The sequence below is a fragment of the Variovorax sp. ZS18.2.2 genome (genome assembly GCF_024701975.1).
In the GTDB taxonomy this organism is placed as follows: Bacteria; Pseudomonadota; Gammaproteobacteria; order Burkholderiales; family Burkholderiaceae_C; genus Variovorax.
Genome location: NZ_JANLNM010000010.1, coordinates 178651 through 204841, shown reverse-complemented (window position 1 = coordinate 204841; position 26191 = coordinate 178651). Strand labels below are relative to the sequence as shown.

At 67.0% G+C, this 26191-nt stretch carries 29 protein-coding genes; 8 read left to right on the top strand and 21 right to left on the bottom strand.

Going from position 1 to position 26191, the window contains the following annotated elements; genetic code table 11:
- Positions 1-15 precede the first annotated feature (15 nt).
- The 13 genes from NU688_RS29795 to hpaR form a co-directional block, all read right to left on the bottom strand.
- Positions 16-831, bottom strand: coding sequence for a class II aldolase/adducin family protein (locus NU688_RS29795; protein ID WP_257864439.1), 816 nt, complete (start codon positions 829-831; stop codon positions 16-18).
- An 18-nt stretch (positions 832-849) separates the two neighbouring features.
- Entirely contained in the window at positions 850-1839 is a 990-nt protein-coding gene (locus NU688_RS29790; protein WP_257864438.1) for a Bug family tripartite tricarboxylate transporter substrate binding protein, read from the bottom strand.
- A 130-nt stretch (positions 1840-1969) separates the two neighbouring features.
- Positions 1970-2440: a nuclear transport factor 2 family protein gene (locus NU688_RS29785; RefSeq protein ID WP_257864437.1), complete on the bottom strand. Its 471-nt coding sequence runs from the start codon at positions 2438-2440 to the stop codon at positions 1970-1972.
- Positions 2441-2464: 24 nt separating this feature from the next.
- Positions 2465-3286 carry a 4-hydroxy-2-oxoheptanedioate aldolase gene (hpaI, locus tag NU688_RS29780; RefSeq protein ID WP_257864436.1) on the bottom strand — a complete coding sequence of 274 codons (822 nt, stop codon included), beginning with the start codon at positions 3284-3286 and terminating at the stop codon, positions 2465-2467.
- 13 nt (positions 3287-3299) lie between these two features.
- Positions 3300-4103, bottom strand: coding sequence for a 2-oxo-hept-4-ene-1,7-dioate hydratase (gene hpaH / locus NU688_RS29775; protein WP_257864435.1), 804 nt, complete (start codon positions 4101-4103; stop codon positions 3300-3302).
- A 20-nt stretch (positions 4104-4123) separates the two neighbouring features.
- Complete coding sequence (locus NU688_RS29770; RefSeq protein ID WP_257864434.1) at positions 4124-4531, bottom strand: 5-carboxymethyl-2-hydroxymuconate Delta-isomerase; 408 nt, start codon at positions 4529-4531, stop codon at positions 4124-4126.
- Between the two features lie 16 nt (positions 4532-4547).
- A complete protein-coding gene (locus NU688_RS29765; RefSeq protein WP_257864433.1) occupies positions 4548-5375 on the bottom strand; it encodes an extradiol ring-cleavage dioxygenase in 828 nt (275 codons plus the stop codon).
- Between the two features lie 85 nt (positions 5376-5460).
- Positions 5461-5796, bottom strand: coding sequence for an aromatic ring-opening dioxygenase subunit LigA (locus tag NU688_RS29760; RefSeq protein ID WP_257864431.1), 336 nt, complete (start codon positions 5794-5796; stop codon positions 5461-5463).
- 6 nt (positions 5797-5802) lie between these two features.
- Complete coding sequence (locus NU688_RS29755; protein WP_257864430.1) at positions 5803-6777, bottom strand: tripartite tricarboxylate transporter substrate binding protein; 975 nt, start codon at positions 6775-6777, stop codon at positions 5803-5805.
- On the bottom strand, positions 6774-8237 hold the full coding sequence (hpaE, locus tag NU688_RS29750) for a 5-carboxymethyl-2-hydroxymuconate semialdehyde dehydrogenase (RefSeq protein WP_257864429.1): 1464 nt from the start codon (positions 8235-8237) through the stop codon (positions 6774-6776). The genes NU688_RS29755 and hpaE overlap by 4 nt, the downstream gene beginning before the upstream one ends.
- On the bottom strand, positions 8234-9016 hold the full coding sequence (locus NU688_RS29745) for a fumarylacetoacetate hydrolase family protein (RefSeq protein ID WP_257864428.1): 783 nt from the start codon (positions 9014-9016) through the stop codon (positions 8234-8236). Before NU688_RS29745 ends, hpaE begins: the two co-directional genes overlap by 4 nt.
- Positions 9013-9651: a fumarylacetoacetate hydrolase family protein gene (locus tag NU688_RS29740; protein WP_257864427.1), complete on the bottom strand. Its 639-nt coding sequence runs from the start codon at positions 9649-9651 to the stop codon at positions 9013-9015. The genes NU688_RS29745 and NU688_RS29740 overlap by 4 nt, the downstream gene beginning before the upstream one ends.
- Entirely contained in the window at positions 9648-10082 is a 435-nt protein-coding gene (gene hpaR, locus NU688_RS29735; RefSeq protein ID WP_013538719.1) for a homoprotocatechuate degradation operon regulator HpaR, read from the bottom strand. Before hpaR ends, NU688_RS29740 begins: the two co-directional genes overlap by 4 nt.
- 102 nt (positions 10083-10184) lie before the next feature.
- Here hpaR and radA point away from each other — a divergent pair, with 102 nt between their 5' ends.
- From radA to NU688_RS29720, 3 genes are all read left to right on the top strand, one after another.
- Positions 10185-11573, top strand: a complete 1389-nt coding sequence (gene radA, locus NU688_RS29730) for a DNA repair protein RadA (RefSeq protein WP_257864426.1) — start codon at positions 10185-10187, stop codon at positions 11571-11573.
- A 365-nt stretch (positions 11574-11938) separates the two neighbouring features.
- Complete coding sequence (locus NU688_RS29725) at positions 11939-12325, top strand: VOC family protein (RefSeq protein ID WP_257864425.1); 387 nt, start codon at positions 11939-11941, stop codon at positions 12323-12325.
- 43 nt (positions 12326-12368) lie between these two features.
- Positions 12369-12794, top strand: a complete 426-nt coding sequence (locus NU688_RS29720) for a glycerate kinase (RefSeq protein ID WP_257864424.1) — start codon at positions 12369-12371, stop codon at positions 12792-12794.
- On the opposite strand, the gene NU688_RS29715 is transcribed toward NU688_RS29720, so the two are convergent.
- Complete coding sequence (locus NU688_RS29715; RefSeq protein WP_257864423.1) at positions 12791-13735, bottom strand: LysR family transcriptional regulator; 945 nt, start codon at positions 13733-13735, stop codon at positions 12791-12793. The two genes, NU688_RS29720 and NU688_RS29715, sit on opposite strands and share 4 nt — an antisense overlap.
- Before the next feature lie 128 nt (positions 13736-13863).
- Between NU688_RS29715 and NU688_RS29710 the strand changes: the two genes are divergently transcribed.
- Both NU688_RS29710 and NU688_RS29705 read left to right on the top strand, forming a co-directional pair.
- On the top strand, positions 13864-15198 hold the full coding sequence (locus NU688_RS29710; RefSeq protein ID WP_257864422.1) for an MFS transporter: 1335 nt from the start codon (positions 13864-13866) through the stop codon (positions 15196-15198).
- A 41-nt stretch (positions 15199-15239) separates the two neighbouring features.
- The gene (locus tag NU688_RS29705; RefSeq protein ID WP_257864421.1) at positions 15240-16454 is read left to right on the top strand and encodes a M20 aminoacylase family protein; all 1215 of its coding nucleotides are present in this window, start codon (positions 15240-15242) and stop codon (positions 16452-16454) included.
- Positions 16455-16578: 124 nt separating this feature from the next.
- Here the strand turns inward: NU688_RS29705 and NU688_RS29700 are convergent, their stop codons facing one another.
- Positions 16579-17580: a recombination-associated protein RdgC gene (locus NU688_RS29700; RefSeq protein WP_257864420.1), complete on the bottom strand. Its 1002-nt coding sequence runs from the start codon at positions 17578-17580 to the stop codon at positions 16579-16581.
- A gap of 134 nt (positions 17581-17714) precedes the next feature.
- Here NU688_RS29700 and NU688_RS29695 point away from each other — a divergent pair, with 134 nt between their 5' ends.
- Genes NU688_RS29695 through NU688_RS29685 form a run of 3 tightly spaced genes read left to right on the top strand, consistent with a single transcriptional unit; the run spans position 17715 to position 19299 of the window.
- Positions 17715-18668 carry a branched-chain amino acid transaminase gene (locus NU688_RS29695; protein ID WP_257864419.1) on the top strand — a complete coding sequence of 318 codons (954 nt, stop codon included), beginning with the start codon at positions 17715-17717 and terminating at the stop codon, positions 18666-18668.
- Positions 18669-18676: 8 nt separating this feature from the next.
- Entirely contained in the window at positions 18677-18886 is a 210-nt protein-coding gene (locus NU688_RS29690; RefSeq protein WP_013538728.1) for a zinc-finger domain-containing protein, read from the top strand.
- Complete coding sequence (locus NU688_RS29685) at positions 18883-19299, top strand: ABZJ_00895 family protein (protein WP_257864418.1); 417 nt, start codon at positions 18883-18885, stop codon at positions 19297-19299. The genes NU688_RS29690 and NU688_RS29685 overlap by 4 nt, the downstream gene beginning before the upstream one ends.
- Before the next feature lies 1 nt (position 19300).
- Here the strand turns inward: NU688_RS29685 and NU688_RS29680 are convergent, their stop codons facing one another.
- From NU688_RS29680 to NU688_RS29655, 6 genes are all read right to left on the bottom strand, one after another.
- The gene (locus NU688_RS29680) at positions 19301-20401 is read right to left on the bottom strand and encodes a hypothetical protein (protein ID WP_257864417.1); all 1101 of its coding nucleotides are present in this window, start codon (positions 20399-20401) and stop codon (positions 19301-19303) included.
- A gap of 10 nt (positions 20402-20411) precedes the next feature.
- Complete coding sequence (locus NU688_RS29675) at positions 20412-21659, bottom strand: O-antigen ligase (protein ID WP_257864416.1); 1248 nt, start codon at positions 21657-21659, stop codon at positions 20412-20414.
- 155 nt (positions 21660-21814) lie between these two features.
- Positions 21815-23014, bottom strand: a complete 1200-nt coding sequence (locus NU688_RS29670) for an ATP-binding protein (protein WP_257864415.1) — start codon at positions 23012-23014, stop codon at positions 21815-21817.
- 114 nt (positions 23015-23128) lie between these two features.
- On the bottom strand, positions 23129-23851 hold the full coding sequence (locus NU688_RS29665) for a response regulator transcription factor (protein WP_013538733.1): 723 nt from the start codon (positions 23849-23851) through the stop codon (positions 23129-23131).
- A 202-nt stretch (positions 23852-24053) separates the two neighbouring features.
- Positions 24054-24923 (bottom strand): beta-ketoacyl synthase chain length factor, encoded by an 870-nt coding sequence (locus tag NU688_RS29660; protein WP_257864414.1) that lies wholly within the window; start codon positions 24921-24923, stop codon positions 24054-24056.
- Positions 24920-26128 (bottom strand): beta-ketoacyl-[acyl-carrier-protein] synthase family protein, encoded by a 1209-nt coding sequence (locus NU688_RS29655; RefSeq protein WP_257864499.1) that lies wholly within the window; start codon positions 26126-26128, stop codon positions 24920-24922. Before NU688_RS29655 ends, NU688_RS29660 begins: the two co-directional genes overlap by 4 nt.
- Positions 26129-26191 lie beyond the last annotated feature (63 nt).

Genomic DNA, 26191 nt, shown 5'->3' with positions numbered 1-26191 from the left:
CTCGCTTCGATTTCTTCAGTTTCTGTAGCCCGGATCGATGCGGTCCACCTGCCGCACCAGCGCATTGAACACGTCCTGCCCGGCGCCGTGCGCGGGGCTGAACTGCAGCGCATCGCGCGTGCAGCGCTGCGCGATTTCTTCGCTCACCGGAATGGCCGCACCCATCGAGAAGGTCGCCATCTGGATCTCGCAGGCGCGTTGCAGCGTCCACAGGATCGCGAAGGTCTGCGGCAGCGTCTGGCCCCAGGCCAGGAGGCCGTGGTTGCGCAGGATGACCGCGTTGCGGTTGCCGATGCTCTGGAGGAGGCGCGGGCCTTCGTCGGCATGGATCGTGATGCCTTCGAAGTCGTGATACGCCACCATGCCGTGCAGCTGGGCGGTATAGAAATTGGTCTGCTGCAGGCCGCCCTGCAGGCACGCCACGGCCACGCCGGCCGTGGTGTGCGTGTGCATCACGCAGTGCGCGCCGGGCAGGCCGTCGTGGATGGCCGCGTGCACCGTGAAGCCGGCGGGGTTCACCGGGTACGACGAGCCATCGAGCACCTTGCCCTGCAGGTCGATCTTCACGAGGTTGCTGGCCGTCACTTCGCTGTAGTGCAGGCCGAAGGGGTTGATGAGGAACTGCGGAGACCTACGGGCTCCTTCGCTCGCCGTGCCACCCGTCACGCTGTCGGGCAGCCGCACCGTGATGTGGTTGTAGATCATCTCGACCCAGCCCAGCATCGCGAAAACGCGATAGCAGGCCGCGAGCTCTTCGCGCGCGGCGCGCTCGTCCGGGTGGATCGAGGGATGGACCAGCGCCGAAGGCGTGGTGGCGAGTGGGGTGTTCATTGCAGTTCCTTCATACGGTTAACCCTCCGCGGTGAAGCCGACTTCTTTCACGATCGGCGCCCACTTGGCGGTGTCTTTCTTGAGCAGCTCGGTCAGCTCGGCGGGCGTGGAAGACATGGCTTCCAGCCCGAAGGTGCCCAGGCCGTCGATCACGTCTTTCTGTGCAAGCGTGTTCTTCATCGCGGTGTTCAGCCGCGTCACCAGTTCGGGCGATGCCTTGGCCGGCAGGAAGAAGGCGAACCATTCGCTGTGCGCCATGTTCTTGATACCTTGCTCGCCGAAGGTCGGCACATCGGGCGCGAAGCGGCTGCGCTTGGCACCCGACACGCCCAGGATGCGCACCTTGCCCGAGGGCAGGTGCTGCGTGATGTCGCCGATGGGGCCCGACACCGCCGAGATGTTGCCGCCCAGGAGGTCGAGCATGGCCGGCTGCGTACCGCGGTAGCCGGCGTGCTTCAGATCGACGCCGCCCTGCATGCCCAGCAGCGCGCCGATGAAATGCGGCGTGGAGCCCGCGGCCGGCGAGCCGTAGTTGGCGCCGGCCGGATTGGCCTTGGCCCAGGCCAGGAACTCGGGCACGCTCTTCACGCTGGCCGGCACCGACGGGCCGACCGCAAACCCGAAGTCGAAGATGCAGCCGATGGTGACGGGGGTGAGGTCCACCATCGGGTCGTACGGCAGCTTCTTGTAGATGTGCGGATAGATCGTGAGGATCGAGGTCGGCGTCTGCAGGATGGTGGTGCCGTCGGCCGGCCGGCCCTTCACGTAGGTGACCGCGATCTGGCCGCCCGCGCCGGTGCGGTTCTCGACCACGACCGCCTTGGCGTACTCGGGGCTGAGCTTCTGCGCCACGCGGCGGCAGATGGTGTCCGAGGTGCCGCCGGCCGCGAAGCCGGTGACGATGGTCGCGGTCTCGATGCCGGCCTGCGCATAGGCCTGCTGGCCGATGCTTGCAAGCAGCGCCGAGGCGCCGGTGGTCTGAAGGATCTGGCGGCGTGTGAAGCTCATGATGGGTCTCTCTCCGGGTGGTGGTGGTTCGGGAGCGCTTATTTTTCCAGCAAGGCGTGGCGCGGGACCCCCGCGTTTACCTCACGTTTGAAGCGCTGCGACACGATTTCTTCACCCGGCTAGTTCGCTGTCAGAACATCCCGTTCTTGTTGGCCGCGGTTTCGGGCACGGGCTGGTTCACGTCCCAGTGCTCGACGATCTTGCCGTTCTCCAGCTTGAAGATGTCCACGATGGCGTTGCCGCGCGTGCCCGGCTCGCGCACCGAGTTCACATGCAGGATCACGTAGTCGCCGTCGACAAAGGAGCGCTTGATCTCGTTGCGCGACTTCGGAAACTTCTCGCGCAGGAAGGCGACGAACTTGCGAAAACCCTCGGGGCCGTCGGCTGCCGTGGGGTTGTGCTGCACGTAGCGGTTGCCGACGTACTGCAGGGCGGCGTCGGCGTCCTTCTGGTTCAGGCCCTTCTCGTAGAAGGCGAGCACGGTCTGGCGGTTCGCTTCCTGCTGCGAAGTGGCGCCTTGCGTGGCCGCGCTCATGGGGGCGCAGGCTGCGAGGAACAGGGTCGCGGTCGCGGCCATGGCCGTCCAGGTGATACGTTGCATTGAATAACCCCCTTGGTTGAAAAATCAGTAGCTATTGACAGCCTCGGTCTTCGCCGAGTTCTTGTACTTCGCGAGCAATTGCCTTGCCGCCGTCGCGAGCACGATGGTGTCCACACCCACGGCCACGAACAGCGCGCCGGCTGCGAGCCACTTGCGCGCCTGCTCCTCGGTGGTCGAGAGAATGCCCGGCGCCTTGCCGGCTTTCAGGATGCGCGCGATGGCATCGGCGATCACGGCCTGCACCTCCGGGTGGTTGGGTTGGCCCACGAAGCCCATCGACGCCGACAGGTCGGCCGGCCCGATGAACACGCCGTCCACGCCCGGCGTGGCCGCGATGGCATCGAGGTTCTTCATCGCCTCGACCGTCTCGGCCTGCACCAGCAGGCAGGTCTGCGCGTTGGCTTCATGCAGGTACTGCGGATAGGCCTGCCAGCGCGAGGCGCGCGCGAGCGCACTGCCCATGCCGCGGATGCCTTCGGGCGGATAGCGCATGCCCTGCACCATGCGCGCGGCCTGCTCGGCGGTATCGACCATGGGCACCAGCAGCGTCTGCGCGCCGATGTCCAGGTACTGCTTGATCAGCGTGGTGTCGCCGGTCGGGATGCGCACGATGGGATGCGAGCGCTCCGCTTCGGGCTGTGCCGACCACGCGCTCGAAATGCTCTGCAACTGCCCGAGCACCGAGCGCACGTCGTTGGGCGCGTGCTCGCCGTCGACCAGCAGCCAGTCGTAGCCGCAGCCGGCGAGGATTTCGGTGACATAACTGTCCGCGAGGCCGACCCAGAGGCCGATCTTCGGCTGGCCAGCCTGCATGGCCTGCTTGAAGGTGTTGATGGGGGTGTGCATGAACGTCTTTCTTTCAGACAAGGCGGAATGAGATGGCGCCGAGCGGGCCGTAGTCGGCGTGGAAGGTGTCGCCCGGCAGCGCGGTGGTCGGGCGCGTGAACGAGCCGGCCAAGACCACTTCACCGGCTTCGAGGTATTCGTCCCACGGCGCGAGCTTGTTCGCGAGCCAGGCCACGCCGGTGGCTGGATGGTTGAGCACGCCCGCGGCCACGCCCGTTTCCTCGATCACGCCGTTCTTGTAGAGCAGGGCGCTCACCCAGCGCAGGTCGACCGCATCGGGCTTCACCGGCCGCCCGCCCATCACGATGCCGGCATTGGCCGCGTTGTCGGAGATGGTGTCGAACACCTTGCGCGGCGCCTTGGTGTGGCGGTCGAACTGCTCGATGCGCGCATCGATGATCTCGATGGCGGGCACGACGTAGTCGGTGGCGGCCAGCACGTCGAAGATCGTCACGTTCGGCCCCTGCAGCTTCTTGCCGAGGATGAACGCCAGCTCCACCTCGATGCGCGGCGCGATGAAGCGCGCGAAGGGAATGTCGCCGCCCTGCTCGAAGAACATGTCGTCCAGCAGCGTGCCGTAGTCGGGCTCGTCGATCTGGCTGGACTGCTGCATCGCGCGCGAGGTGAGGCCGATCTTGTGGCCCTTCAAAGTGCGGCCTTCGGCGATCTTGTGCTTCACCCATGCGCGCGAGATGGCGTAGCCGTCCTCGACGGTCATCTCGGGAAAACGCTTGGAGAAATGCTCGACCTGCACGCGCGACTTCTCGCTCTCGTGTAGCTCGGCGGCCAGTTGGGCGATGGTGGCTTGGGACAGCATGGCGGCTCGCTTTTCTCTTCTTATGGCTTGTTGAACAGGGGATGCAGGTTGCTGTGCTTGCCGTCGTACACCTGACCCGCGCTCTCGTCGATCTGCAGCGTGATGCCGATGTGGCGCTGGTCGAAGATCGGCGCGAAATGCGCGCGCACATCGGCGAGCAGTTCGTCGCCGGCCTTCTTCTTCACCGTCTCGGAGCGACCCGCGGCCATGCGGATGTTGAGGTACACGAAGGCGTAGTCGGCCTTGCCGTCGGCCACCGCGTAGTGCGCCGCGGGGTAGGCCAGCACGCGCGTGCCGCCGATGGGGAACACGGGCTTGTCCGCCTCGTCACGTTGCTTCAGCATCGTGTCGGCGAGCGTGCGGCACAGGGCCGACATGTCGGTCTCGGCTTCGATGTTGGGCGTGTACAGGATCACCAGGTGCGGCATGCGTGTTCTCTTTCTTTCATGCCACCGTCATCGTGGCGGCTGTGCAGGTCACCGCGAAGATCGGAATGGCCTTCATGTGAAGGATCTCGCCCTTGCCGCGCGCGGCCGCGGCCACGCTAAGGAAGGTGCGGATCTCGAAACCGCCCTGGCCCGCTTCGCGGTAGGTGGCCTCGTCGCTGTAGTCGTCCTGCGAGAGCAGCGCCTCGCGGTCGTTGGCGCACCAGCGGCGCATGAACTCGGCGTCCCACTCGGCATTGACCTTGCCCGAATCGGGCGTGGCCGGCCAGTGCGAGATGCCGCCCGTTCCCACCAGCGCGATGCGCTCGGGCGCCTTGTCGCAGGCACGGCGCAAGGCTTCGCCGAAGGCCCAGGCGCGGTGCAGCGGCGTGAGCGGCGGGCCCTGGCAGTTGATGTTCACGGGGATGACCTTGGTGTCGAACGCCGGCGTGAGGAAGTGCAGCGGCACCATGATCCCGTGGTCGAACTTCCATTCTTCCGCGTAGGCCACGTCCACCGTCTGCATCACCTCGCGGATCAGGCGCTGCGAGAGCGCCGCATCGCCGGGCACCCTCGTCTTCTCGATGCCGAGCCACTTCGGATCTTCGATCGGGCCTTCGTAGCTGTCGGCCATGCCGATGGCGTAGGCCGGCATGTTGTTCATGAAGAAGTTCGCGAAGTGCTCGGCGGCGATGACGATCACCGCGTCGGGCTTCGTCGCGCGCATCGCTTCGCCGAAGCGGTGGAACTGCGCGTGGAACTCGTCCTTCACCGCCGGGTCGGCGAGGTGCGCGCGGCCTGTGATGCCGGGGGCGTGGCTGCACACGCCTGCGAATACGAGACTCATCTCGATGCCCGCCCGGCCGCCCGAAGGGCATCGAGCGCCCCCTCGGGGGGCAGCGAACCACACGAAGTGGGGAGCGTGGGGGTCTTCATATTCCTGCCACCTTTTCGTCTGTGCCTGTCGTCATTGCGTAGATGCCTGCGCGGACCGGGCCGTACTTGCGCACGCCTTCACGCATGGCTTCGAGGTAGTCGGCCCATGCGATGCCCAGCAGCGGCGCGAAGTGCATCAGCAACTGACCGTTGCAGCCGAGCACATAGAGTTTGCCGATGTCGCCGGTGGCGATGGCTTCGCGCTCTTCGCCGTCAAGGTCGTAGTCGGCGAGCAGCGCGGCACGCACCTCGCCGCCCTCCGCGTACCGGCGCTGCACCTCGGCTTCGCGGTTCAGCGCGAAGAGGAATTTCTGCATCGCATAGAGGCTCATCGTTCTTCAGCCCTCGATCTGGATGTTGGCCTTGCGGATCACGTCGCCGTACTTCGCGATCTCGCTCTGGATGAAGGCCGCGAAGCGCTCGGGCGTGCCCGACAGCGACGCGATCCCGCCCTTGCGGAAAGCCTCGGTCACGGCAGGGCCCGCGAGCGCGCGGTTCACCTCGTCGTTCATGCGCAGCACGATGGCGTCGGGCGTACCGGCGGGCGCCAGCAGGCCGTTCCACGAATTGGACTCGATGGCCACGCCCTGTTCGGCCAGTGTGGGTATGGCGGGCGCGTACTGCGAGCGCTGCGCGGTCGCCATGCCGAGCGCGACCAGCTTGCCGCTCTGGATGTGGCCGCGGAACTCGGGCCAGTTGCCGAACATCATCGTCACCTGTCCGCCGAGCAGGTCGGTGAGCGCGGGGCCCTGGCCCTTGTAGGGCACATGCACGATGTCCAGGCCCATCTGCAGCTTGAGCATTTCGCCCGACAGGTGGGCCGAGGTGCCGTTGCCGAAGGAGGCGAAGCTCAACGTGCCGGGTTTGGCCTTCGCCAGGTTGCGCAGGTCGGCGAGCGTCTTCAGGCCGCTCGATGGATGCGTGGCGAGCACGTGTTCCGACATGCCCATGAGCGCGACCGGGCGCAGGTCTTTCTGCGTGTCGTAGGGGAGCTTGCGCACCAGCGTCTGGTTGGCCGTGAAGCTGTTGGCCACGCAGATGAAGGTGTAGCCATCGGGCGCGGACTTGGCGACCGAATCGACGCCGATCACCGTGCCCGCGCCGGGCTTGTTCTCGACGATCACGGCCTGCTCCAGCGTCTTGCCGAGTTCGACCGCCACGAGCCGCGCGACGAAGTCGGTGGTGCCGCCGGGCGAGAAGGGCACGACGATGCGCACTGGCTTGTTGGGCCAGTCGCCGCGTGCATGCGCAAGCGAAGGCAGGGCCGCGAGTGCAGCGGCGCCTTGCAGCAACGCACGGCGGCTGGTGTTCACGCCACGCCCCAATGCGGAATGTGATGCGAGCCCATCGACACCGCGATGTTCTTCGGCTCGCAGAACACTTCGTAGCTCCAGGTGCCGCCTTCGCGTCCCGTGCCCGAGGCCTTGGTGCCGCCGAAGGGCTGGCGCAGGTCACGCACGTTCTGGCTGTTGACGAAGCACATGCCCGCCTCGACTGCTGCGGCCACGCGGTGCGCCTTGCCGATGTTCTCGGTCCACACGTAGCTCGAGAGGCCGTATTGGATGTTGTTGGCCAGGCGGATCGCGTCGGCCTCGTCCTTGAAAGGGATCAGGCACGCGACCGGACCGAAGATTTCGTCCTGCGCGATCTTCATGCGGTTGTCGACGTCGGCGAACACGGTGGGCATCACGTAGTTGCCCTTCTTCACGCGGTCGGGCAGGTTCGACGGCGCATCGAGGCCGCCGCACAGCAGCGTCGCGCCTTCCTTCGGGCCGAGCTCGATGTAGCTGCGCACCTTGGCCAGATGCGCCTGCGAAATCATCGGGCCGACGATGGTCTTCTCGTCGAGCGGATCGCCCACCGTGATGCGCTTGGCGCGCTCGGCGAACTTCGCGGCGAAGTCCGCATAGATCGACTGCTGCACCAGGATGCGCGAGCCCGCTGTGCAGCGCTCGCCGTTGTTGCTGAAGATCATGAACACGGCTGCATCGAGCGCGCGGTCGAGGTCGGCGTCGTCGAAGATCACGAAGGGGCTCTTGCCGCCCAGCTCCATGCTGAACTTCTTGAGGCCCGCGCTCTTCACGATGCGGTTGCCCGTGGCGGTGGAACCGGTGAACGAAATGGCGCGCACGTCGGGGTGCGCTACCAGTGGCTCGCCGGCCTCCTTGCCGTAGCCGTGCACCAGGTTCAGCACGCCGGGCGGAATGCCGGCTTCGAGCGCGAGCTCGCCCAGGCGCGCGGCCGTGAGCGGCGAGAGCTCGCTCATCTTCAGCACGGCCGTGTTGCCGAAGGCCAGGCACGGCGCGACTTTCCAGGTGGCGGTCATGAAGGGCACGTTCCACGGGCTGATGAGCGCGCACACGCCCACGGGATGGAACAGCGTGTAGTTCAGGTGCGTGGGCGTGGGGTAGGTGTGGCCGTCCACGCGGGTGCACATCTCGGCGAAGTAATAGAAGTTGTCGGCCGCACGCGGCACCAGTTGCTTGCCCGTCTGCGCGATGACCTGGCCGCAGTCATTGGTCTCGGTCTGCGCGATCTCGAGCACGTTCGCAGCGATCAGGTCGCCGAGTTTGCGGATGAGCTTGGCGCGTTCGGGCGCGGGCATGCCGGCCCATTTCGGAAAGGCTTCCTTGGCGGCGGCGACGGCTGCGTTCACCTCGGCTTCGCCTCCCGAGGCGACTTCGGCCAGCACCTCCTGCGTGGCGGGGTTGACGGTTTTGAAGTAGTCCGTGCCGGCAACGCTCTTGCCGTTGATCAGGTGATCGACTCTCATGCTTTTCCTTGAATGGTCTCGATGGTGTTCATGAGCGCGCCGACGTGTTCGATCTCGGTGACGATCACGTCGCCCGGCTTGCAATCGACCACGCCGTCGGGCGTGCCCGTGAGGATCAGGTCGCCGGGCGAGAGCGTCATGAAGCGGCTGAAGTATTCGATGAGGAAGGGCGCATCGAAGATCATGTCGCGCGTGTTGCCCTGCTGCGTGACGGTGCCATTGACGGTGGTGCGCAACGCGAGCGCCATCGGGTCGGGCACATCGGCGGCATCGACGAACCAGGGGCCGAGCGGCGTGCAGGTGTCGCGGTTCTTCACGCGCAGGTTGGGGCGGTACCAGTTCTCCAGGTAGTCGCGGATCGCGTAGTCGTTGGCCACGGTGTAGCCGCCGATGAAGTCGTAGGCATCGTCGCGCTTCACGTGGCGTGCGGTCTTGCCGATCACGATGGCGAGCTCGCATTCGTAGTGCATGAACTGCACGCCGGCCGGGCGGTGCGTGAGTTGGCGGTGACCGATCAGCGTGCTCTGGCCCTTGACGAAAACCAGTGGTTCTTCGGGCGCCTTGAATTCGAGTTCCTTCGCATGGTCGGCGTAGTTGAGGCCGAGCGCGAGGATGGTGCGCGGGCGTGCAGTCGGTGCGAGCGGAGGCAGCCAGGTGAGTTGCTCTTGCGGCACGATGCGGCCGTCTTCGAGACGCACCGCAGCGTCTGGCTGGCCGTTGAATTCGTGGCTCGTGCCGGTGTGCTCGCGGCCTTCGTGGATGACGCGTGCGTGCTTCATGCGGCGGTCTCCTGAACCAGCGTGCTGATCAGTGTCTCGAAGCCCGGCGAGGAGATTTCGATGCGGTCGCCAGCGCGTGCGAGCGGACGGCCTGCGTCGCAGCCCAGCATCAACACGTCGCCGTGCGCGAGCGTCATGAATTCGCCGACGTCGGCGAGCAGCTGCCGCGCCGGACGCACGAGTTGCGAGAAGTCGATCGACTGCTTCAGCGCGCCGTTGATACGCACCTCGATGCGGAAGTTCGCGGGGTCGGCCACCTCTTGCGCATCGCGCAGCGCGGGGCCGATGCCCAGGAAGCCATCGAGGCATTTGAATTTCACCGGCGGGCGGAAGAAGCTCGCATGCGGAATCGACAAGTCGTTCAGTAGCACGAAGCCTTCGACATCGCCCTCGGCGCCGATCACCATGCCGATGCTCGCGCCGACCTCCACTTCGGGCACCGACGAAGGCACGGCGATGGCGCTGCCGTGCGGGCTCCAGGTGTTGGCGGTCTTCACGTAGAGCACGGGTGCTTTGGGCGGCGCCTTGTAGGGCGGCTCGGTCATCTGCGGCGCGAGCGCTTCGACCTCGGCGCGGAAGTTCAGCAGCGTGCCGTACACGGTGCCGGTCGGAAGGAAATGCGAGGAGGTGCTCATGAAGGCTGCTCCAGTGCGATCAGTTCGTCGAGCAGACCGTAGAGCTGCGTGAGCTTGGCCTTGCCGAGCGACTTTTCCATCCAGTCGTAGTGCGCCTCGATGCTGGTTCCCAGGCGCTTGACCAGCTTCATGCCGTGCGGCGTGGCCTCGACCACGGTGCGGCGCTGGTCGGCCGGATCGCGGGCGCGCGTGATGAGGTTGTCGCGCTCCATGCGCGCGAGCACGCCGGTGAGGCTGGGCCCGAGGATGAAGGCTTCGCGCGCGACGCGGCCGGTGTCGACCGCGCCGTGTTCGCCGAGCACGCGCAGCACGCGCCATTGCTGGTCGGACAGCGCGTGTTCGCGCAGGCTCGGCCGCGTGTGGGCCATCACGGCTTCGCGGGCCTGCAGCAGCAGGCGCGGCAAATTGCGGTGGGTGAAGGTGGTGCTCAAGAGCGGTGCCTCATCATCAAATTAGTTAACATGTTAAATGAATGGCGATTTCTTTCCAAGCCGCCAGTCATCAGGGTTTGTGCGGACACCTAAACTCGTCGCATGGCCAAGGACAAATCTCTTTTCGTCTGCAGTGAATGCGGCGGCACCAGCCCCAAGTGGCTCGGCAAATGCCCGAGCTGCGGTGCGTGGAACACGTTGATCGAACAGGTGGCCGGCAGCAACGCGCCGACCAACAATCGCTTCGGCACGCAGTTCTCGCCGCTGGCGGGTGTGTCCGAGCTCGCCACGCTGTCGGAAATCGAAGCCACCGACATCGCGCGCACGCCCACAGGTCTCGACGAGCTCGACCGCGTGCTGGGCGGCGGTATCGTGTCGGGCGGCGTCACGCTGATCGGCGGCGACCCGGGCATCGGCAAGTCGACGCTGCTGTTGCAGGCGGTCGATGCGCTGCAGCGTGCAGGGCAGAACGCGCTCTACGTCACCGGTGAAGAAAGCGGCGCGCAGGTCGCGCTGCGCTCGCGTCGGCTCGGGCTTGACCACTCGCAGGTGCAGGTGCTCGCCGAGATCCAGCTTGAAAAAATCATCGCCACGCTCGACGCCACGCGGCCCGCGATCGCGGTGATCGACTCGATCCAGACGGTGTACTCCGACCAGCTCACATCAGCGCCAGGCTCCGTGGCGCAGGTGCGCGAATGCGCGGCGCATCTCACGCGTTTTGCCAAGACCAGCGGCACGGCCGTGGTGCTGGTGGGCCATGTCACCAAAGAAGGCGCGCTCGCAGGCCCGCGCGTGCTGGAGCACATGGTCGACACGGTGCTGTATTTCGAGGGCGACACGCATTCGAGCTTTCGCCTCGTGCGCGCCATCAAGAACCGCTTCGGTGCGGTGAACGAGATCGGCGTGTTCGCGATGACCGAGCGGGGCTTGAAGGGCGTGGCCAACCCGAGCGCGATCTTCCTGAGCCAGCATGCCGAGCCGGTGCCCGGCAGCGTGGTGCTGGTCACGCTGGAGGGCACGCGGCCGATGCTGGTGGAAATCCAGGCGCTGGTCGACAACGGCGGGCCGAGCCCGCGGCGCCTCTCGGTGGGCCTGGACCGCGACCGCCTTGCGATGCTGCTCGCGGTGCTGCACCGCCACGCGGGCGTGGCGTGCATGGACCAGGACGTGTTCGTGAATGCGGTGGGCGGCGTGCGCATCAGCGAGCCCGCGGCCGACCTGGCCGTGATGCTGGCCATCACCTCGAGCCTGCGCGGCAAGCCGCTGCCCAAGGGTTTCATCGCGTTCGGAGAAGTGGGCCTGGCCGGTGAGGTGCGCCCCGCGCCGCGTGGGCAGGAGCGTTTGCGCGAAGCCGCCAAGCTGGGCTTCAGCATCGCGGTGGTGCCCAAGGCGAATGCGCCGCGCAAGGGCACCAAGGAGATCGAAGGTCTGACGATCCACGCCGTAGAACGCATCGAAGAGGCGATGGACATCGTCCGCCGCCTCGATTGATTGCTGGGTTGATTCCGCGGGCAAAAAAATGCCCGGCGCGTCTGTGACGCGCCGGGCCACCCTCCCTTTCCCCCGATGTGCGACGTGAACGCCGGCCCGCTGTTCGGCGTGGCCGCATTCATCGTTGACTGGCGATCCGGGTTGCCGCCGCGATGGCCGTTGGCGTTTGCCACACCGGCTTTTCGCGAATCCGCAACCTGGATCGCCTCTCCCTGAAAACTGTTCTTTGTCGATCCGTGGGATGAAATGTGCCTTCTCGCGCCACCGTGGCGTGCGCATTTCGAGGCGAGTACCGTTTTTTGCCCCTGGTGGTAGCCACGGTCGATACAGCAAAATCGCGCCCCGACCGATATGCGAACTTTCGAATGAAACCCCTGCCTTCCCCCATCGCCGCGGTGATGATTCATGTCCCCGACGTGGAACTTGCACTGCGTTGGTATCAGCGCGCGCTACCGGGAGCCGAGCGCGTATCGATTGGTTCGCCGGCCTTCGAGTGCCTTTCGCTCCATGGCGTGCTGATCGAGATCGTTCCCCAGGACGAGAAGGTCGGCTCGGGTGCGTTCGGGTCGGTCGTCTATTGGCAGGTCGACGACTTCGATGCGGCACTGGCCAGGCTTCAATCGCTCGGCGGGACGCTGTACCGCGGTCCGCTGCAGATCGAGGATGCGGAATGCATGTGCCAGGTGCAGGACCCGTGGGGCAACTGCATCGGCCTTCGCGGCCCGTCATCGGAAAGCGGAGAGGCCGCGTGATGGGCACCCCCGTGGTCAGGTCGCGAAAAGCCAGGCGGCGACAATGCGCGCCATGAATTTTCAGAAATTGCTGGTGCCCGTGGGCGGCATCGTCCTTCTCGCTCTGGCGTGGCGCAGCTACGGCTGGGCCGGCGTCGCACTGACCGGCGGGGTCATCGTGATGTTCCTGCTCCTGCACTTCAACCGCGCGATGCAGGTGCTCAAGCGGGCGGCCGACCGGCCGGTGGGCTATGTCGCCAGCGCGGTGATGCTCAACGCCAAGCTCAAGCAGGGCGTGACCCTGATGCACGTCATCGCCATGACCCGCGCACTCGGAGAACTGCGTTCACCCGCGGACGCGCAGCCCGAGCTCTACCGCTGGACCGACACGGGCGGCTCGTACGTCGATGCCGTGTTCAACGCCGGCAAGCTGCAGAGCTGGGAAATGACGCGGCCTGAGGCGCCCGAAGAAGAAACCCCGGCCAGCTAATCCGCACCGGCCTTGCGGCGCGGCCGGCGCCACAGCGGATTCACCTTCGCGTGGTGGCGCACTTCCTTGACGAACTCCGCGCACATGTGGGTCATCAGGTCGGCCGAGCGGTAGACCAGGTAGACATCGAAGTCCGGCACCTCGTCGGTGATCGGCAGGCGCTCCAGCAGGCCGGGTTGCATCCGCACCGCGCCGGCGTCGTGGAACACGGTGTCCGACCACATGCTCACGAGGTCGGTCTGCGTGGCCAACTGCAGGCCCAGCAGGTTCGACGCGCTCTGCACCATGCGCTTGGGCATCTCCAGCCCGTTCACGCGCATCGTGGACACCAGCGGGCTGCCGGGTTCGTCGATGGGGTCCAGCACCAGCCAGTCGGCCTCCAGCAGCGTGCGGAGCTTGCGCACCCGCCGCAGCGGATGGCCAGTGCGCACCGCCACATGCATCGACAGCGAGAACAACGGCTCCCACTGAAAGACGTTGGTGCCCGGGCCGTTGCAGGTCGAGACCAGCGCCAGGTCGAGCCGGCCTTCGCGCAGCCCTTCGAAGAGCTGCTGCGGCCGCTGTTCGTAGGCGCGCAGCGCCACATTGGGAAAGCGCTGCCTGAACGACGCCATCGTATTGGGCAGCGGCCCGCCCGAGGCCACGGCCGTGAAGCCGATGTTGAGCTGCGCCTCGTCATGCCCGCGAATCGCCTCGATGTCTTCGAGCGCGTGCCGCAGCTCCTGCTCGACCAGGCTGGCCCGCTTGACCAGCGCCGTGCCATAGGCCGTGAGGGTCACGCCGCGCGTGGTGCGCAGCATCAGCGTCACGCCGAGTTCGCGTTCCAGTTCGGCAATCGTCTTGGACAGCGCCGGCTGCGTGATGTGCAGGCTGCGCGCGGCCTCATGGATGCTTCCGTTCTGGGCGACCGCCAGGAGAACGCGCAGTTGTTGCAGCTTCATCGTGCCTCCGTGATCTCCAGTGGAACCCGGGCGATTCCATTTGGTTATCAGCATGAAAATATGTGATTCTGCGCTGGCGCGCTTTGCCTGAATACTCCGCCGCAAATCCTGTTCGTGGAGACGATTCGATGAGTGACGCCGCTTTGCCCGCAAGCCAGATGCGTGGCGCTCGACCGGCGACTGCCGCGCCTGCTTCCGATACCGTGCCCGCCACCAAGGGCAAGCAAAGCCAGTTCCGCCTGATCGCCGCCTGCTCGCTGGGCAATGCGCTCGAGATGTACGACTTCACCGTCTACAGCTTCTTCGCGCTCCTGATCGGCAAGCTGTTCTTTCCGTCGGACAGCCCGTATGGCTCGCTGTTGCTGGCCGTGGCCACCTTCGGCATCGGCTTCGTGATGCGGCCGCTGGGCGGCGTGATCATCGGCGACTATGCCGACCGCAAGGGGCGCAAGGCCGCGTTGACGCTCACCATCGGCCTGATGGTGGTCGGCACGCTGTGCATCGCGCTCGCGCCCACGTACGCCTCGGCCGGCGTGTTCGGCTCGCTGATGATCCTGGCGGGGCGCCTCTTGCAGGGCTTTTCGCTCGGCGGCGAGGTGGGCGCCGCCACCTCGATGCTGATGGAGTCGGGCGGCATCCGGGGTCGCGGCTTTCGCGTGAGCTGGCAACTCGCGAGCCAGGGCGTGGCGGCGGTGCTGGGCGCGCTCACCGGCGCCGCGCTGTACGCCGCACTGCCGCAGGCCTCGCTCGAAAGCTGGGGCTGGCGCCTGCCCTTCCTGTTCGGCCTGCTGATCGCGCCGGTCGGCCTCTACATCCGCGCCAACCTGGAGGAAACGCACCAGGCCCGCCGCCACGAATCCAGCCCCATGGGCCGGCTGCTGCGCGAGCACGGAGGCACGGTGCTCAAGGGCATCTTCTCCATCACCGCGGGCACGGCCGCCATGTACCTGGTCGTGTTCTTCATGCCGACCTACATGATCCGCGTGCTGCACATGCCGCCGTCGTTGTCGCTGCTGTCGGGCTGCGCCACCGGCATCACGATGTTCGTGGTGGCGCTGTTGGCGGGGCGCCTGGCCGACAGGTTGCCGAACCGCAAGCCGCTGGTGATTGGCTCGCTGGTGCTCGGCGTGCTGGCGGTGTACCCGGCGTTCTGGCTCATCAATCACCACCCGAGCGTGCCGCTGGTGCTGTGCCTGTCGGTGCTGCTGACGGCAATCGTCAACCTCGGCACCACGCCCCTGTTCCTGATCCTGCTCGAGATGCTGCCGATCGGGGTGCGCGCCAGCGGCATCTCGGTGATCTACAGCGTCGGCGTGACGGTGTTCGGCGGCTCCTCGCAATTCATCGTGACCTGGCTGCTCGCCACGACCGGCAACCCGATGGCGCCGGCCTTCTACATGATGGCCTGCGGCGTGTTGAGCATCTGCGCGCTCGTGAGCCTGCGCGCACGCCGGGCCGACTGAAATTTCCTCCCCGCATCGAAGAACAACAGACCAACACATCCATGACCCGCGAACTCAGTCTCCAGACCACCCGGCTCCTGTCCCGATTGCTGCCGCAGGCCGACGTCGACACCCAGGCCTTTGTCGACATCCGCCGCCAGATCCACGCCAACCCCGAACTCGGCTTCGAGGTGAGCGCGACCGGCGAACTGGTCGCCAACCTGCTGCGCGAATGGGGCTACGCGGTGCACACGGGCATCGGCAAGACCGGCATCGTGGCCCAGCTCAAGGTCGGCAATGGCACGCGGCGCCTGGGCATTCGCGCCGACATGGACGCGCTCCCCATCGTCGAGGCCACGGGCCTGCCGTATGCGAGCAAGACCCATGGCCGCATGCATGCCTGCGGCCACGACGGCCACACCGCCATCCTGCTCGCGGCCGCCAAGGCGCTCGCGAAGCGCCGCGATTTCGACGGCACGCTGAACCTGATCTTCCAGCCCGACGAAGAAAACCTCTGCGGCGCGCGCGCGATGATCGAGGACGGCCTGTTCGAGCGCTTTCCCTGCGATGCGGTCTACGCGCTGCACAACGCGCCGGGCGTTCCGGTCGGCAGCTTCCTGGTGATCGAGGGGCCGGTCACGCTGTCTTCGGACGTGGCCGACGTCACCATCAAGGGCGTGGGCGGGCATGGCGCCATGCCGCACCTCTCGCGCGATCCCGTGCCGGCCGCCGCCGCGGTGGTGACGGCCCTGCAGACCGTGGTGGCGCGCAACGTGACGCCGGGCGATACGGCTGTCGTGTCGGTCGGCTTCATCCGCGGCGGTGCGACGCACAACGTGATTCCGCAGTCGGTGACGCTCGGCCTCAACATGCGGGCGGCGCGGCCCGAGACGCGCGGGGTGGTCGAGCAGCGCATCCGCGAGATCGTGAGCCTCACGGCGCAGGCCCACGGCGTGGAGGCCGAGATCGACTATCGCCAGCTCGTGCCGCCGGTGGTCAACACTGCGGCCGAGTGCCGGTTGATGGAACAGGTCTGCGCCGAGCTGGTCGGCGCGGAGCATGTCGTCACCGAGGCGCCGAAGGGCTTTGCGGGCAGCGAGGACTTCGCCTGGATGCTCGCCGAGTTGCCGGGCTGCTATGTGCTGCTCGGCAACGGGGAGGGCGAGTTCGGCGGCTGCATGGTGCACAACCCCGGCTATGACTTCAACGACCAGGTGCTGCCGCTCGGCGCGGCCTGCTGGGTGCGTTTGGCACAGACTTACCTGGCGAAGACATGAATAAACCTACTGCGCAACCCGATCTCGCATCTGCGGTCCTCACCGTACGCGAGTACGGTTCCGGTCCTCGATGCAAGCTCGGGCTGCTCGCTACGGTTTCTTCACGTCTTCGGAGCGCCTTGACTTAAAACGGCGCGTCTTCTTCCTCGACGGCGTCGGCCGGCGTCGTGGTGGTTGGTGCTGCTTTGGCGGCCGGCTTCGGTGCTTCGTCCGCCGGAGCCGCGCCGAACGCCGCCTCGCCGCCCAACGCATCGAGCAACGCCGGCACCAGCTGGCCGAGCTCGCCGGTGGCGATCGCCACGTCGGCGTCGTAGTTGTCTTCCTTCTTGCCGCCGGCCGCGCCGTCGCCCGTGCCTTCGAGGAACACGATCTTGCGGATCAGCATGCCGTGCGTCAGCTCGAACGACACGCGGTCGTCCCAGGTGAGCGCCAAGCGCGTGGGCCGCTTGCCGTCGGTGATGTGCTTCTGCACTTCCTCGATATCGAGCGGGTGCTTGGCGTAGCGCACCACGGCCTTCGAATCGTCCGAGGCCTTGAGCTCGCACTCGCGGTCGATGGTGAAGCCGGCCGGCGGCTCCTGCGTCAGCAGCCAATTGGCCATGGCGGCGGCCGGCTCGATCTGCGTGTTGATGAGCGCCACCGCAAAGCCGTCGAGCGACTTCACCAGGCTGGTGACCACTTCGTCGGCGCGCGAGGCGTTGCCGCTGTTGATCACGAGGCGGTTCTCGGCCTTGTCGATCCACACCGCCACGCGCGCGCTGCGGGTGAAGGCCATCGGCAGCAGCTCCAGGGTGATGTCTTCCTTGAGCTCCTTCTTTTCCTTCTTGCCGGGCTTGCGACCGGTGGTGGTCTCGATCTGCGCGCAGCGCTCGTCGAGCTTGCGGAGCACCACGGAGCCGGGGACCTGCTTGCTCTCGATCATGTATTCGACGAGCCACTGGCCGTCGATGGATTCGACCAGCGGGCCGCCGGCTTCGCCGCGGGGCTCGGCCCAGCCGGCGGACTTTTCCTGCGAGGGGCCGCAGGGCTCGAAGCGGTGCTTGCCCAGCCCCTCTTCCGCCTCGGTCAGTGATTGGGACCAGGCAGGTTCGATGCGATAGACGATGACGTTCTTGAATACGGACACGGAAACCCTTTTTCCACTGGTTTGGACAACCGGGGATTGTCGGGCACCCCGTTCCAGCCCCGGCCGTAAAATCGCAAGCTTTTGCGACTGGCCCTCTGTCGCACCCCCCACACCGCTCCCAAAGGAATCAGGAAATGAGCTCGATCCCCCCCTCGCTGGACGACCGTGACGGCAAGATCTGGATGGACGGCGAACTCGTGGACTGGCGCGACGCCAAGATCCACGTGCTGAGCCACACGCTGCACTACGGCTGCGGCGCCTTCGAGGGCGTGCGCGCCTACAAGACGGCGGACGGCGGCACGTCCATCTTCCGCCTGGCCGAGCACACCGAGCGGCTGTTCAACAGCGCCAAGATCCTGCGCATGAAGATCCCCTTCACGCACGAACAGCTCAACGAAGCGCAAAAGCAGGTCGTTCGCGAGAACAAGCTCGAGAGCTGCTACCTGCGCCCCCTGATCTGGATCGGCTCCGAAAAGCTCGGCGTGAGCCCCAAGGGCAACAAGATCCACGCCATGGTCGCGGCCTGGTCCTGGGGCGCCTACCTGGGTGAAGAAGGCATGCGCCGCGGCATCCGCGTGAAGACATCGAGCTACACCCGCCACCACGTCAACATCACGATGACGCAGGCCAAGTCGGTGAGCAACTACACGAACTCGATCCTCGCCAACATGGAAGCGCTGGACGACGGCTACGACGAAGCGCTGCTGCTCGACGCGAGCGGCTTCGTGTCGGAGGGCGCGGGCGAGAACATCTTCGTGGTCAAGGGCGGCGTGGTCTACACGCCCGACCTGTCGGCCGGCGCGCTCAACGGCATCACGCGCAACACGATCCTGCACATCTGCAAGGACCTCGGTATCGAACTCGTGCAGAAGCGCATCACGCGCGACGAGGTCTACATCTCCGACGAAGCCTTCTTCACCGGCACGGCCGCCGAAGTGACGCCGATTCGCGAGCTCGACCGCATCGAGATCGGCAACCGTGGCGACGGCGGCTCGCGCGGCCCGATCACCGAGAAGATCCAGTCTGCCTTCTTCGACATCGTGAACGGCAAGAATCCCAAGTACGCCCACTGGCTCACGAAAGTCTGAGAAAACCCATGTCTACCAATGCAGTCGTCGAACTCCTGGCCAAGGAACTCAACCATCAGGGCGGCGTGTTCTGCCCCAGCCCCAAGGCCGACATGAAGCTCTGGAACAGCCACCCGAAGGTCTACCTCGATGTGGCGCGTACCGGCGAAGCCAAGTGCCCGTACTGCGGCACGGTGTACCGGCTGAAGGCCGGTGAAGCGGTCTCGGCGCGGCATTGACGCTCCGGGCCCTGCTGTGGCGCTTCGCCGCGGCTTACTTGGTGCTGCTGGTCGTCGTCGGCGTCGCGCTGAACCTGGCGGGCGCCACGTCCAGCATGGGCGGCAACATGGCCGCCTTGCTCGGCACCGTGACGTGGGTGTGCATGGACTTCGCGAAGAAGAACGGCCGCTACTTCACCCCAGAGGAAAAGAAGCGTGCCGTCCTGGGCATGCTCGTCATCGACATGGCGATGCAGACGGTCGTGACGGTGGCGGTCGGGCTGTTCGCCGGCGCGACGGGCCTGTCGCTGGGGCCGGCTCTGCTGGTGCTGCTTTTCGTCGGCGTGCTGCACGCGCTGGTGATCTGGTTCTTCGTCGGCTTTGCGGGCAAGCAGCACGCGGCGGCCGAGGCCCGGCGCAACAAGATCGGTTGAATCAGGGCGCCAGGACCATCGGCAACGTCTTCTGGCCGCTGGTCCATTCGCCGCGCAGCGCGAGGCCTTCGGACTTGAGCCGCAGTCGCGCCTTGGACTCGCCTTCCTCGAGCGTCAGCACACCGTCCTTGTATTGGCCTGACACCGGGATCGGCGTGCGATAGCGGTCGTAGAAGTAGACCGCGTTCACCTGTCCATCGCCACCGCCGATCAGCGGCAGACGCAGCGTGATTGGTAGCTTTCCGTCGATGGTGCCGTGCAGCACCTGGCCGAAGGGCGACGTGGGCGCCAGGGCGCTGCCCTCGCCGAGCAGCAGCCTGCGGCCGTAGCCGGTCAGCCATGGTCCCAACTGCGAAGCTGGAATGCGGGTGCTGAAATCGCCGATATCGTCGAGTGCGCGCATGGCGTGGTTGCTGCAGCGGTCCTGCGCGAACAAGACCGAGCCCGCTTCGATCTCCATCCGCCCCACGCCTGCGATCCTGCGGTACTCGATGTCCCCCCGGCTGGACAGACAGTCTTCGTAGAGCCCGATCACGGCGTCCAGGCCGTCGGCCGAGGGGCCGTCCTTGGGTTGAGGCGCCTTCTTTGCCTTCTGCAGCGACGCAATTTCCTTGCGTAGCGTTGCGGCGTTGTTTGCACCGATCTTGCGGGCGATCGCCTGCAGGCCTTGCGACGTAAACAGGTCTGCGGCCTCCAGGTGGCGGCCGGTCGCCGCATCGAAGGCATGCGCGTAGGTGAAATTCTCGCAATAGGCGCCGCAGCCTTCGCCCTCGATGCGCAGCGACAACACGCGCGCGTCGTTGCGCAGCACCGTGTAGCCGAGCTCCGGCATGTTCTGCCAGGTCTGCGCGTCCACCCCGCGCAGGCCGTCGGCCATACGCGCTGGCGCCGGGATCTCGAATGTCTTTAGGAAGAGCCACTGGTTGATGCGGGCGGCGAGTCGGGTGTTTTCGGACTGGACGAACGGGAATTTCTGAACCGTGGAGACGTCCATTCGATGCGAGAGCGGCTGCACGCTCAGCGCTGCGGCATGTACGCCGAGGCCCCACGCGAGCGATGCCGCAATCAGGCCGTGCCAGAGCCGAAGGCGAGGGAGCCGCATGGGATGCCTTTCAGGTTGGCGCAGCGAGCGCCGGTTTTTTCGGCCACGGCCACAGGTCGCGCCACGGTGCGGGGTCCTGCGTTTCCTGTGCAAGCCGCAGGTACACCATCGCGATCCAGAGCAGCGCGAGGCCGATCTGCGCGTCGCGCATGGCCGAGTTCACGCTCGATGCGATCAGCGCGATCAGCGTTGCGGCCAAGGCATAGCGGCCCGCGATGTCGGGGCGTTTCCACGCCTGCCACACGGCCGCCAGCATGATCACCAGCAGGCTCAGCAGCGCGGGCAAGCCGCCCTGCGCGCCCACCCAGAGGAAGTCGTTGTGCGGCATGTTCGAGTCCGCGAACATGGCCGGGCCGCGCTTGTGCCACTGCTCGGTCCAGCCGCCGATGCCCCAGCCGGTGAGGGGCCGGTCGACGATCATGCGGCCCGTGTCGCGGTACATGTAATAGCGGATGACCCAACTGCCCTTGAAGACGGCGCCGGCCTGCGCCTCTTCGATTTCCTGCACGCCGGTCTCGACCTTCTGCTGCAGCTGCGGCAACTGGTAGAGCCCGGCCGCGAGCACCACGGTACCCAGCACCAGCGCGCTCACCAGCATCTTCAGATGGTTGCGCCACTGGTGGATGCACACCACCGGAATCACCAGCAGCAGTGCGAGCACGGAGGTGCGCGATGTCAGCGGGAGCGCCACCACGAAGCCCAGCCCGAGCATCAGCACGAAGGCCGGGATGGCGCGCAGCGGCCTGTGCGCGGCGATCTGCGCAATGCCCCACACGGCGGCCGTGGCCGCCACCACGCTGAACAGCAGCGCGTTGCTGATCGACTTGTTGCCCACCTCCATGACCACCGCGCGCAGCGGCGACCAGACTGGAAAGCCGATGGCGTAGTGCAGGACGATCAGCAGGATGTTCAACGCCGCGATCAACAGGAAGCCGCGCAACGCCCAGATTGCTTCCTCGCGCGTGAGCGCCATCGCCATCAGGATCGTGAGGCCGATGCGCACGCCGTGAAAGAGGTTGGAGCCGGTCTCGGGGTAGTGCCGCCCGAAGGCCAGCACGAGCAGCGTCCAGGCCAGGTAGGCGACCACCGGCCACCACAGCGGATTGCCGCGCAGGCGCGCGAAGCGCTCGCTGTACCCGCCGGCAACCAGCATCGTCAGCAGCAACAGGATGGCCGACAGGTAGGTGACGCCGACCGGCATGAACACCACCAGCCCCCAGAACATGGCCGCGGGCCGAACGATGTGCGATCTCTGCATAGGGGCCGGATTTTAGGTGGACAGTCTTAGTACTCCCCCAGGCTTCGCGCACTTCGTGTCGCTTCTCCTTCCCCCTCGCCGGGGGCGACGCCTGCGGCCCGGCGAAGCCGGTTCCGCGGCGTTCCGCGAAAGGGATTCGGAGGGATTCGGGTGTGTCAGTGCGCGGTCGCGGCGACCGGCAGACGGATCACGAAGCTCGCGCCGCCTTCCGGCGCGTCTTCGCAGCGCACAGTGCCGCCGTGCCGCTCGGCAATCGACTTCACCAGCGCGAGCCCGAGGCCCACGCCGCCATTGCGCTCGCTGGCGCCGGGCAGGCGATAGAAGGGCTCGAAGATGCGTTCGCGCAGGGCCGGCGGGACGCCCGGGCCGCGGTCGTTCACGCGCACCGTGGCAAAGCCGTTGGCGCTGCCCAGTTCCACGCTGATGCTGCCGGCGCCGTAGCGGCGGGCGTTCTCCAGCAGGTTGCGGATCGCGCGGCGCAAGAGGCGCGACACGCCCGGCACGGTGAGCGCCGCGTTGTCGGTGCCTTCGGCCAGGTCGAGCTCGGCGTTCACCTGCGCGCATTCCTCGGCGGCCAGGCCGGTCAGGTCGACGGCTTCGATGGTGCCCATGTCGGCTTCGCTGGCGTCCAGCCGGCTGGCGAGCAGGATCTCGTCGATCAGCTGGTCGAGCTCGCCGATGTTGCGCGAGATTTCCTCGCGCGACTTGGGGCTCGGCTGGTCGCCCATCAGTTCGAGGCTCATGCGGATGCGGGTGAGCGGCGAGCGCAGCTCGTGCGATGCGTTGGCCAGCAGCGACTTGTGCGAGCGCACCAGCTGTTCGATGCGTTCGGCCGACGCGTTGAATCGTTTGGAGAGATCAGTCACTTCGTCTTGCCCTTCTTCGGTCACGCGCACCGAGAGATCCCCCTCGCCCCATCGCTGAACGCCGCGCTGCAACGACTCCAGCCGCTGGGTGATGCGCCGCACGATCGGGTACACGCCCAGCGCCACCGCCACGCCCACCAGGGCGATCATCCAGCCCAGCCCGAAGGGCGTGCGCCACGGCGCGAAGCCGCCGGTGCCGGTGGCGCGCTCCCGCGGCGCCACGCGCAGCGTGATGGCCTTGCCGTCGCTCAGCGTCACGTCGAACTCCAGGCCCTGGCCCGGTACGCGAAGTGCGGTGCCGGCGCCGATCTTCTTGTCCTGCGCGTCGAGCACGACCACCTCGCGCGGCACCGGCGCCAGGCGTTCGCGCTCGGCCTCCGCGGCCTCGCGCACGATCCAGTTGGCCATCAGCGTGAGGATGACCACGCCGCCCACCACCGCGAGCCAGATGCGGACGTAGAGGTGACGGGAGTAGAGCTTGCGCAGCATCACGAGAAGAGGCGGCCGCCGCCGGGCCGCCCCAAGGCGAGCCGCGCCTCCCCCATGGGGGGTGGCGAATTACACGGAGCGCAGCGAGTGAAAAGCCGGGGGGCTGACATTCTTTCAGTCTTGCTGCTTGGCAAATACATAACCGACGCCGCGCACGGTGAGGATGCGCTTCGGGTTCTTCGCGTCGACTTCTATCGCGGCGCGGATGCGGCCCATGTGCACGTCGATCGAGCGGTCGAAGGCTTCCAGCTCGCGGCCGCGCACGGCTTCCATGATCTGGTCGCGCGTGAGCACGCGGCCCGCGCGCTCGGCCATCGCCACCAGCAGGTCGAACTGGTAGGAGGTGAGGTCGGCCAGCGCGCCGGCCACCGACACGGTGCGCGCGTTGCGGTCGATCTCCAGCGTGCCGAAGCGCATCACGGTGGAGGCTTCGCTCTCGGTGGCGTTCTCGCTGCGACGGCGCAGCACGGCGCGAATGCGCGCCAGCAGCTCGCGCGGCTCGAAGGGCTTGGGCAGGTAGTCGTCGGCGCCGATTTCCAGGCCGATGATGCGGTCCATCGGATCGCCCTTGGCGGTGAGCATCAGCACCGACACCTTGGAGATGGGACCGGGCAGCGCGCGGATGCGGCGGCAGACCTCCAGGCCGTCGGTGTCGGGCAGCATCAGGTCGAGGATCACGAGGTCGGGGGCGTGCTGCTGCAGCTGCTCGAGGCCGCTGGCGCCGTCACCGGCATGGTTGAAGGCGAAGCCCGACTGCGTCAGGTATTCGCCCACCATCTGCGCCAGGCGGGCGTCGTCTTCGATCATCAGGAGTTGGGGGGTGCTCATGCGCTTCATGGTCGTCCACAGGGAGCAAGCGGGCTTGAACGCTCCGTAAAGTTGGGTAAACCTCAGGCATGCGTGTCAACCGGAGGTGCTGCGAAAAACATAGCGCCAAGGCCAGGGGCCGCGGTGGTGCTCCTGGATTTTCTTCGAATATGGCCTGTTGCAGTTGCCGCTCGGAAGCGGCCTCCCCGGGAGCACCCGGGGATAGCGTGCATCAGCTCCGGGAGAGCGGCCGCAGCTGCAGCCGCAGCGACAGGGTGGGCGAGAGCTGCAGCGAAACGGGCGACGGGCCCGCGCCATCGTCCAGATGCGCCAGCGACTCGAACAGGCCGAGCGCCTGCGCCATCGGGTTGATCCTGGCCAGCGACTGCGCGGCTTGCGAGCGCGGCGGCGTATCGGCAGGTGCCGCTTCACCGCCTTTGCTGCCGTTCCCGGCCACCATCGACCAGTCCAGCGCGGCCACGCTGCGGTCGCTGCGTTCCGGGGCGAGCACCATCGCCACCGCCAGCAGCCCGCGGCTGTCGGTCACCGAGGTCAGCGCGCCGACCGTGGGCGTGTCGTAGCCCACCACCAGCACGGGGCTGTGGTCGGCCGCGCATTGCACGGCCGCTTCGAGCAGGCCGGTCGCAAAGCTGTGCTCGAAGGCCGAGACCGAATTGCTCGCCGCCATGCAGCCGGTGCCGATGGTCCAGTAGCCCACGGCGGCGTTGTGCACCGAGTTGTGAAAGCGCGTGGGTGACAGCACCGTCGGGTCGGTCGCGAGCGTGCTGCACATGTAGTCGTTGATCGAGAGATCGCCGTGCGCCGAGACGAACACGCAGGGCACGTCGGCTGCGTTGCGGCCCGAGGCGGCCATTGCTGCGGCAGCCACTTCGAGCGCCAGCGCCACGGTGTCGGGCGCGCGCCGGCGCTCGGCCGGGGCCAGCACCTGCGGCGACGGACGCTTGGCCGGCGGATCGGTCAGCGCGCCTTCGCCGCGGAAGGCCGCGCGCGCGGCGTCCCAGCCGGGGAGCGTCGGCGTCCAGAAGGCCGGGCCTTCGATGTAGAGGGTGGGTGGCACGGGGCGCGTCGGGGTCGTGCTCATGCGGCTTCCGCCTTGCCGAACACGAGGGAGCAGTTGTTGCCGCCGAAGCCGAAGGAGTTCGAGAGCGCATAGCGCACCTCGCCGTGCGCGGGCGCGAGCCTGATCTGCGGACCGAAGCCCTCGTCGATCGTGCGGGTGCCCACCGTGCCCGGCTTCAGGCCGCGCTCGATCGCGAGCAGGCTGATCACCGCCTCGACGATGCCTGCGGCGCCCAGCGTGTGGCCCATGAAGCCCTTGGTCGAGCTCGCGTGCGTGGTGGCGGGGAAGCGGCGCGCCACCAGCGCGCCTTCGACCTCGTCGTTCTTCTGGCTCGCGGTGCCGTGCATGTTGATGTAGTCGATGGCCTCGGGGGCGAGGCCGGCGCGCGCCAGCGCCTCATCGAGCGCGCGTTCGGCACCCAGGCCCTCGGGGTGCGGGGTCGACATGTGGTGCGCGTCACTGGCCTCGCCGTAGCCCAGGAGGTGCAGCGCCGAAGCAGCCGCGCCGGTCTGCACGCGCTCGACCAGCGCGAAGCCCGCGGCCTCGCCCAGGCTGATGCCGTTGCGGCCGGCGTCGAACGGACGGCAGGGCTCCTTCGACACCAGCTCGAGCGAGTTGAAGCCGAACAGCACGCTGCCGCAGAGCGTGTCCGCCCCCCCCACCACGGCCGCATCGGCCAGGCCCAGGCGGATCAGCCGCTCGGCCGAGGCGAACACCTTGGCGCTCGACGAGCAGGCGGTCGAGATCGTCTCGCTCGGGCCTTCCAGGCCCAGCACTTGCTGAACGAACATCGCGAGCGAATGGGGCGTGTGCACTTCGGCGCGGCGCTGGGCCGGCTGGAACATGCCGTTCTCGTCGAGCTGGGTGTAGGCCAGCTCGGTCTCGCCGATGCTGGCGGTCGAGGTGCCCAGGATCAGCGCGACGCGCGAGGCGCCGTATTTCTCGCGCGCGGCCGCGACCGCTTCGAGAAAACCGTCAGCCTGCAGGCCCAGCCAGGCGAGGCGGTTGTTGCGGCAGTCCCACGAAGCCAGCGCCTCGGGCAACCGGATGTCTTCGAGCCCATCAACGCGGCCGATCCACGTGGGCAGCGGCGCATTGCCGAAATCGTTGGCGCGCAGGCCGCTGCGGGAGTTTTCGAGCGCTTCGGCCAGGGGCGCCTTGCCAACGCCGACGGCCGAGGTGGCCGTGTAGGCGCTGATCTGAAGGGGGGAAATACGGGAGAGCACGATGAATCTTGTGGGCACGCGGCGAACGGAAAGGCGTCGGTGGGCAAAGGCGTAATTTTCACG